Source organism: Deltaproteobacteria bacterium, assembly GCA_003696105.1.
GTDB lineage: Bacteria > Myxococcota_A > Polyangia > Haliangiales > J016 > J016.
In genome coordinates this window covers 1-7,745 of the sequence record RFGE01000096.1, presented here as the reverse complement: position 1 = coordinate 7,745, position 7,745 = coordinate 1, and the positions used below count along the sequence as shown (strand labels likewise).

The window sequence follows — 7,745 nt, the reverse complement described above, 5'->3', positions numbered from 1 at the left end:
GATCGGTGAGGTGGGCGAGCTTTTGCCACGCGCCGTCGTCGGCCATCGCCGCTTCCAGGATGCGCGCACTCGCCGCGGCAAGCGCCGCGCCCGCCTCGGAGCGGGCCGCGCCCGCCGAACCATCCGCCGCCGACCGGCCGCGTTCGCCGGCGACCGCGGCGGGCCCGCCGGAGGGCGCCGCGCCGCCGGCCGCGGCCGGAGTGGCCGTGTCGCCGTCGCGGACCGCGGGGGCGGTCGTCCCCGGCTGGCCGCCTTCGCCCCGCGCGCGCAGGCGCTCGGGCGCCGCGTTCGCCGCGGCCGTCGGAGAATGGGCCGGCGCCCCCGCCGGGCCCGAGGCGGCGCGGCCGCCGCACGCCGCCGCCGCGGCGATCGCCCACATCCACCGAGTCGTGCGTCCGTACATGGCGGGCGCAGGATAGCTCAGATTCGGTCGCCCGGCGGGCGCGGGCCGCGGGCGACTCCCGCGCGGCGCGCGTCACCGCCGCAGTTTCTTCTCGATCACCGCGAGCAAGCCGTCGAACGCATCCCGCATCGCCCACGCCTTCTCGGTATAGCTGTCGAGCGTCCGCGCGCGGAGCAGACCGTCGCCGAGCGCAGCCCTCACGCCCCGGCAGTCCTGCGGCAGGTCATGGTCCAGCCGCAGCGCCGTGCCCTCGTAGATCCGGTAGCACACCTCGTGGTCGCCGGGCACGCAGCGGCCGTCGGCGCGCGCCCGCGCTCGCTCGTCCGGGTCGCGAATTTGCGAACAGGTGCCGTTGTAGATCGGCGCCCCCTTTTCGATGGCGGCGATGATCTCCGCCGCAACCCGGCGGATGTCTTCGTCGCTGCAGCCGTCGAGTACGCTCAGGGGGTGGTCCGGAACCTGGCGCTCGATGCGCGGGGCCGCGCGCCGGCCCGCCTCGGCGCGCGCCCGCGACCGCGCCGCGAACGTCTCGAACGACTCGCCGTCGTCGCGCGCCAGCAGCGGCTTGAGGTAGTTGATCGGCATCCCGAAGTTGAGGTTTTGCCCTTCGGACGACACCATGGTGGCGACGCCGACCACCTCGCCATATACGTTGAGCAGCGGCCCGCCGCTCGACCCGCGCGAAATCGGCGCGGAGATCTGAAGCATGGTGAGCCCGTCCGCCACCGGCCGAATCGCGCTGATCAGTCCGTCGCTGATCGTCCAGCCCGCGCCGAGCGGGTTGCCAATGGCGAACACCGGATCGCCGGGCGACACGCCGTCGCTGTCTCCGAGCGGAAGGGCCGGCACGTCGCGCTTCGGAATCCGCAAGATCGCCAGGTCGTGCGCCGGGTCCGTCGCGACGACGAACTCGACCGGGTACTCCGTGCCGTCGTGAAGCTGCACCACGGCCTCGAGGGCACCGTCGATGACGTGCAAGTTCGTCGCGATGCGGCCGTCTGGCGCGACGGCAAAGCCGGTGCCGATCGCCGGCCCGTCGACCCCGAACACGCGAATCTGCACGATGCTCGGCTGCGAGCGGATCATGATCTGCTTCGGCGTGAGCCGCGCGCGCGGTGGTCGAATCGTGCCCCCGCATGCGGCGAGGACCGCGGCGGCGACCAGCATCCACGCTCGGCGCCGGGCGAAACGGAAACGGCGTGTCACCGGCGACAGCATAGCTCGAATGTCCCGCACCCGCGCGCCACGGGCGGTGCGGCGGGCCGCGCGCACGCGCCGCCTCCGCGGGCGGCCCGCGGAGGCCAGACGAAACGCGCGGCGACGTTCAGCGATCCGCCGCGACGACGCACGCCAGCTCGGCCGCCGCACCGGCCAGTTCGCGCGCGAGCGGCCGGCCGCCGAGCCCGCGCACGACCCGTGCAGCCACCTCGCCGTAGTACCACGCCTGCTGCTCCGCGCCGCGTGTGAACCGCTCCCACACCGCCGGCCCCAGCACGGCGTGGTCCGCCAAGATGGAGCGCACGTTGTCGAGCGCGTCGGCCGCCTTGATCGCGAGCGCGTCGGCGTCGCTGTGGTCCATCCGGTCGAGCGACTCGCGCTTGCGCACGTCCCACGGCTTGGACTTGTCGGGCTCGGTCACCGCTTCGACCAGCGCGGCGACGCGCTCGTCGAACCGCGCCGCGAGTTCGGCCAGCGCGATCCCGCAGTCTTCGACGACATCGTGCAGCAGGCCGGCGATTACGACCGGTTCGGCAAACCCGTGTAGCTGCAACGTCAACCCGACCCGCAGCGGATGCACGATATACGGCGCGTCCGACCCCTTGCGCATCTGACCGCGGTGACAGTCGACGGCATACTGCACGGCGGCGTCGAACCACGCCGTGCGCTCCGGGTCGCGCGGCTTCGTCATACCAGCGCCCTCCACATCAACCCGGGCAGCTTCCACCAGCTCGGACTTGCCTCCATCCGCGCTACCGCCGGCGCGATCGCGCCGGCTCGCGTGTTGTCGTAGAACCACGCCGGGTGCGGCTTGACGACCAGGTTTCCGCGGACGACCGACTTGTCGATGCCGTCGAGCAGGTACGTGTTGTGCACCCAGCCGAGCCCGCTCTGGATGTCCGCGAGGGTCGAACTCTGGTGGCCGCCCCACGGCGGCGTTCCGAATGCGTAGCCGAGCGCCGGCCAGTGGTTGATCGCCACCGTGCCGTAGCGCAGATCGAGGATCGCCCGGTCGAGTGACGCCGCGATCGTCGGGTCGCGCTCGTGGGACGGGTGGATCACGATCATCGCGTTGAGCGTGCCCCACAGCCGTTCGTTCATGAACGCAGTCGCCTCCGCGAGGAATTGGTCCGGCTCGCCGGCGTCGAGCGCCGTCTCCGACAGGATGCCGCAAAACGGTTCCACTCGAAACAGATCGTCGTCGCTGCCGGGCGGTACGTCGCGAATGACCGCCCACGGCAACGTGCCGTCCTTCGCCGTCCCGATCCGGCGCACGCCGTCTCGCCCTTCGGTAAGCCGCGCGTAGCGGTCGAACGCGCCGGGGTAGTAGGCCTTGCGCGGCGGCACCGCGGCCAGACCGCGCTCGATCATGTCGAGGAACCGGTCGCGCTGCGGCCACTGCCGCGACGTGATCAACATCTTGGCCGCGTTGCAGTTGAACGACGCGTTGTTGGTCACCATCGTGACCACGTTGCGCGCCTGAAACCACAGCTCCTCGTCGCTGTACGCGTGCGGAACGATGGCGACCGGCGACACGTTGCCGAGTTCCGACGTGATCGGGATCGTGAGAACCGGGTCGTTTTCGCGCTGGCGTCGGTCCCGCTCCGGGCCGGGCGGCCCCCAGACGATCAAGTCGTGCGTCCGGTCGGAGCCGGTGATGTGGATGTCGTCGATCTCCTCGTGATAGACGAGGTACTGGCCGACGTCCGCCCCTCCGTAGACGATGCGCAGGTACCCGCGGCGGATGAGCGGATCGAACGCCCGCTCGAGGATCGGCCCGACCCACTCGTTGACCGGGTTCATCTTGAGCAAGCACACGAAGCCGTCGGCGACGAGCTTGCTGAGCACGTCCATCGGCGGGATCGACGACACGTTGCCGGCGCCGAGGATCAGGGACACGCCACCGTCCGGGTCCGACACGTCGTAGAACGCAGCCTGCCGGCGCCGCGCCGCGTCGCGGTCGACGCCCTCGTCCATCACGCAGTGGCAGGTGAACCCGGCGAAGCTCGCGCGGTCGATGCCGCTGGCGGGGAACACGTCGATCGCGAGCCGCCCGTTGGGCAGCGTGCGCGCGCGGCGACCCAGCGGTGGTTTGCCCGCCGCCGCGATCGCGTCGAGCGTGTCGGCGAACAGCCTCAGCTGGCGCACGGTCGGCGTCACGCCCGCGAGCCATTCTTCGGCCGGGTCGGCGCCGCGCGCGCGCGCGCCGGTCGCGGCCCACTCGTCGCCGGCCGCCAACACCCGCGGGATGCACGCGCGCACGAGTTCCGCCTTGGCGCGGGGCGCGAGCCGCGCCCACTCGCGGGCCCGGTCGCGCAGCGCCGCGATCGCCGCGTCGAGGTCCCGATCGTCCGTCCGCAGTGCGCTGTTCGCCCTCGCGCTCATCTCGAGCGATGCTGACCGTGCCATTCGCCGAGGATACGCGATGCGACGGCGGCCGTGCGCCCCTCGCCGCGATCATCCGCGTCAGCGGCCGCCGGACGCCGACTCGCGCGCCGAGTCGACGACGTCCCGCGGCGCCTTCAGGCGCACGTTGCGCACTCCGGCGCGGCTGATCGCGGCGCGAAACCCGGCGGGATCGACCCGCGGGTCGATGCCGCTTTCGACGCCCGCCCGCAGCTGCGCGATGTAGATGCGCAACCGGACCTGCTCGTGGGCGGGACAGGCGACCTCGTTCGCCTCGCATGCCGACAGGGCCAGTTCTCCCCACCGGAGCGCGTCCGCGACCTCGAGGCGCTCGGCGTGTGCCGCCGACACGCCGCGCAGGGCGCGCCAGCGGGTCGGCGACCGCTCGAACCGCGCCGCGTCCCCGGCGACGCGCAGCGCCCAGTCGGAGTAGCCGAGGTCGAGCAGCAGGTCGGCCAGATCTTCGGCCGCCACGCCGTCGGCCGGGTCGGCGGCCAACTTGGCCTGATAGCGGCTGATTTCGATCGCGGCGTCGCGCGGGATCGGCGGCACGGGGTCGGTGACGTGCACCTCACGAGGCGGCAGCCCGATCGCGATCGCCACGAGCACGACCGCCACGCCGTCGAGTAGGCCCACGCGAAACGGCATCGCTCTCTTTCGTACCGCACTGCGCGACGCCGGTCCAGCCGCGCGTCCGGCGGCGCCCGCCGTCGTGCAGTTTATTGCCTTACCCGGGCGTACGTGCGCCCACATTGCGCGACCCCGGGTCGAGGCGGGGCATTCTGCCCCGATCGTCCACCCCTGCCACGGGCGTCAATCGACCCCAGCTCGCGCCCGCACGGGCGGTTGCCGCGTGATCCCCGGAGGTTGTCGATCTGGTCACGAACTTGCTTTCGCGCGGGAACCTGCAACCCACGTCACGCTGGGACGCCAGCGTGGCAACGGTCCGCGCGGACCACTGGACCCGCCACAGGAGGCGATTGACGCAATGGGTATCGTAAAGACGATTTCGGAGGCATTCCACGAGGGCGGATGGGGCATGTGGCCCATCCTCATCACGTCGATCTTCATCATCGGCATCGCGGTCGAGCGCGCCGTCTACCTGCTGAAGGCCACGGTGGACAAGGACAAGCTCCTGGCCCTGCTCAAGAGCCAGGTCATGAGCGGCAACGTGCAGGGCGCGATCAAGGTGTGCTCCGGCAACCCGACTCCGCTCACGCGCATCATCCAGGCCGGGCTCATGAAGTTCAACAAGAGCGATCACGAGGTTCAGGCCGCGATGGACGAGGCGGCGCTGCGGGAACTGCCGCAGATCAACCGCCGCACGCCGTACCTGGCGATGCTCGCCAACTTCGCGGTCATGTCCGGTCTGCTCGGGACCATCACCGGCATGATCAAGTCCTTCGGCTCCGCGGCCGGCGCCGATGCGAGCCGCAAGGCGACCCTGCTGGCCGAGGGTATCTCGGAGGCGCTCAACTGCACCGCGTTCGGCATCGGCACGTCGCTGCTCGGTCTGCTCACCTTCTCGCTGCTCAACGGCAAGACCCAGGCGATCACGGACGACATCAACGAGGTGACCGTCCAGGTCGTCAACCTCGTCACCGCGCACCGCTCCGCGATGCAGCAGTAAGGAGTCCGCATGGGCGCCGCAATTGACACCGGCGAAGGCGGCAAGGGCAAACGCGAAGTCAACGTCGAGCTGAACGTCGTCCCGTTCATCGACTTGATGAGCTGCCTCACCGCCTTCTTGCTGGTCACGGCCGTGTGGACCAACCTGGCCCAGATCAGCATCAAGCCGAAGGGCATCGGGCGCGACGCGGAGAAGATGCTGGACGAGGAACCGCCGGCCAACATCTCCGTGTTGCTCACCAAAGAAGACATGTGGGTCGGCGTGAGCGGCCTGCAGGGCGATCGCCAGCAGATCAAGAACCTCGGCGAGGGGCAGTACGACTGGGAAGCGTTCGAGAAAGTCCTGGGCGAACTGAAGCAGGACGCACGCTTCAGCCGCCGCCAGGACATCGAACTCGCGGCAGAGGATGAAGTCTCGTACGAGAACATCATCGCCGCGATGGACTCGGCGATCGCATCCGGCTTCCGCGACGTCGGCTACGTCGACCCGCAGTCGCTATCCGTGCGATTCAAGCAATAAGGAGATCGGGACATGCCAGTCCACGAACCAGGGCCGAGGCTGTTTAGCTCGATCCCGTTCAAACATCTCGGCGGCGGCGCCAAAGGCGGCGGCCGCAAGAGCGCGAACGTCAGCCTGAACGTCGTGCCCTTCGTCGACATGATGACGATTCTCGTCACGTTCCTGCTGATGACGTTCTCGGCGACCGGCGAGATCATCATGGCGCAAAAGGGCGTGACGCTCCCCGACGCAAGCAACAAGGACCAGTTGCGCCGCGCGCCCGTCATCGTCATCAGTCCGGACTCGATCTCGTTCAACGGCGAGGGCATGGGCGATCCGCGCGCGATCGACGCCGACACGTCGATGGAGTGGAAGATCGTCGACCTGTACGAGCGCCTGCGGGCGGAGAAGACGTCGTTCGAGATGAACTTCGACAAGATGCCCGACGCCGAACGCAAACGCTGTCAATGTCCGGCGGGCACCTACTTCGACGAAACGAAGGGCAACTGCGAACCGGGCGATCCGCCCCCCAACGCCCTGTGCTTGCGCGGGCTGTTGATCCTGCAAGCGGACAAGGCCACGAGCGCGAAGGTGATCGGCCGCGTGCTCAAGACCGCGTACGCCGCCGACTACCAGAACATCATGTTCGCAATCAACACGCGCAGCAGAAAGCGCTAACCAAGGAGCTGTCATGAAGACGCTGGGGATTGCGCTCGCGGGCGGTCTGCTCATCGCGCTGACCGCCGGCTGCCCCAAGGATCCGTACGACCCCGACACGTGGATCGAAAAGCTCGACGAGCCGAAGGAGGCCGGGGAGGCCCTCCAGCGGTTGCAGCAGCTCAAGGATCCCAAGGCGATCAAGCCACTCGGAGAGTTCTGGAAGTCGCACCGCCACCCGTCCAAGGTGCTGCGCATCCTCATCGAACTCGCGAGTTACCAGCGGGTGGATCCGAAAACCGGCGAGGTGAAGTACGGGCCGACCTACGAGCCGGCGATCCCGTACCTCATCGAAGCGGTCGACCAGTTCGACATCGGCGATCAGCAGTCGATCGACGACGCCGTCGTCGCCGCCGACGCCCTCGGCCGCGCGGCCGAACTCGGCATCCAGAGCCCTGAGGCCGTGACGACCCTGATCGCTGCGGTCAAAAAGGACATTCCGAAGCTGTCGCCGGGACAGCGCGTGCGCATCGGAGCGGTGCGCGCGCTCGGCTACATGAAGGATCCGCGGGCAGTCGATTTGTTGATCGACGTACTCACGACACCGCCGACCAAGCAGCCGATCAAGCTCAACGCGGCGGCGGCCAATGCGCTCGCGAACCAGGCCGACCCGAAGGCGATCCAGCCGCTTTTGAAGACGATGTTCGCGTTGCCGCCCGTGTACCAGCAGGTGCGGACGGCGCTCACCGCGATCGGCAAGCCGGTCGTTCCCGAGCTGGTCAAGATCTTCAAGGGCCAGCACAAGGAGCTGAACCGGTACGCCAAAGAGCAGAACTTCGCCAACGATTGCGACAAGGGCCAGGGCCCCAATACGACGTGTAAGGCCCCGGGCGCGCTCAAGTTCAAGGCGGCCACCCTGCTCGGCGACTTCCG

At 69.4% G+C, this 7,745-nt stretch carries 9 protein-coding genes; 4 read left to right on the top strand and 5 right to left on the bottom strand.

The window, feature by feature from the left end:
* The 5 genes from D6689_06435 to D6689_06415 form a co-directional block, all read right to left on the bottom strand.
* Positions 1 to 403 (bottom strand): hypothetical protein (locus D6689_06435; protein RMH42992.1); only part of this gene is annotated, 403 nt, incomplete at its 3' end.
* Positions 404 to 475: 72 nt separating this feature from the next.
* On the bottom strand, positions 476 to 1,621 hold the full coding sequence (locus D6689_06430; protein RMH42991.1) for a serine protease: 1,146 nt from the start codon (positions 1,619 to 1,621) through the stop codon (positions 476 to 478).
* 106 nt (positions 1,622 to 1,727) lie between these two features.
* Complete coding sequence (locus D6689_06425) at positions 1,728 to 2,312, bottom strand: bifunctional (p)ppGpp synthetase/guanosine-3',5'-bis(diphosphate) 3'-pyrophosphohydrolase (protein RMH42990.1); 585 nt, start codon at positions 2,310 to 2,312, stop codon at positions 1,728 to 1,730.
* A complete protein-coding gene (locus tag D6689_06420; protein ID RMH42989.1) occupies positions 2,309 to 4,030 on the bottom strand; it encodes an aldehyde dehydrogenase family protein in 1,722 nt (573 codons plus the stop codon). Before D6689_06420 ends, D6689_06425 begins: the two co-directional genes overlap by 4 nt.
* Before the next feature lie 57 nt (positions 4,031 to 4,087).
* Positions 4,088 to 4,675 (bottom strand): hypothetical protein, encoded by a 588-nt coding sequence (locus tag D6689_06415; GenBank protein RMH42988.1) that lies wholly within the window; start codon positions 4,673 to 4,675, stop codon positions 4,088 to 4,090.
* A 340-nt stretch (positions 4,676 to 5,015) separates the two neighbouring features.
* On the opposite strand from D6689_06415, the gene D6689_06410 reads away from it, so the two are divergent.
* From D6689_06410 to D6689_06395, 4 genes are all read left to right on the top strand, one after another.
* A complete protein-coding gene (locus D6689_06410; GenBank protein ID RMH42987.1) occupies positions 5,016 to 5,657 on the top strand; it encodes a MotA/TolQ/ExbB proton channel family protein in 642 nt (213 codons plus the stop codon).
* 9 nt (positions 5,658 to 5,666) lie between these two features.
* Positions 5,667 to 6,176, top strand: a complete 510-nt coding sequence (locus D6689_06405) for a biopolymer transporter ExbD (protein RMH42986.1) — start codon at positions 5,667 to 5,669, stop codon at positions 6,174 to 6,176.
* 12 nt (positions 6,177 to 6,188) lie between these two features.
* Entirely contained in the window at positions 6,189 to 6,833 is a 645-nt protein-coding gene (locus D6689_06400; GenBank protein ID RMH42985.1) for a hypothetical protein, read from the top strand.
* A 13-nt stretch (positions 6,834 to 6,846) separates the two neighbouring features.
* The coding region (locus tag D6689_06395; GenBank protein ID RMH42984.1) for a HEAT repeat domain-containing protein at positions 6,847 to 7,745 on the top strand (899 nt) is incomplete at its 3' end.

Excerpts from the sequence above, each read along its gene's own strand:
- D6689_06415 (RMH42988.1), bottom strand. The coding sequence starts at position 4,675 with ATGCCGTTTCGCGTGGGCCTACTCGACGGCGTGGCGGTCGTGCTCGTG.
- D6689_06410 (RMH42987.1), top strand. The coding sequence starts at position 5,016 with ATGGGTATCGTAAAGACGATTTCGGAGGCATTCCACGAGGGCGGATGG.
- D6689_06430 (RMH42991.1), bottom strand. The coding sequence starts at position 1,621 with ATGCTGTCGCCGGTGACACGCCGTTTCCGTTTCGCCCGGCGCCGAGCG.
- D6689_06425 (RMH42990.1), bottom strand. The coding sequence starts at position 2,312 with ATGACGAAGCCGCGCGACCCGGAGCGCACGGCGTGGTTCGACGCCGCC.
- D6689_06405 (RMH42986.1), top strand. The coding sequence starts at position 5,667 with ATGGGCGCCGCAATTGACACCGGCGAAGGCGGCAAGGGCAAACGCGAA.
- D6689_06420 (RMH42989.1), bottom strand. The coding sequence starts at position 4,030 with ATGGCACGGTCAGCATCGCTCGAGATGAGCGCGAGGGCGAACAGCGCA.
- D6689_06400 (RMH42985.1), top strand. The coding sequence starts at position 6,189 with ATGCCAGTCCACGAACCAGGGCCGAGGCTGTTTAGCTCGATCCCGTTC.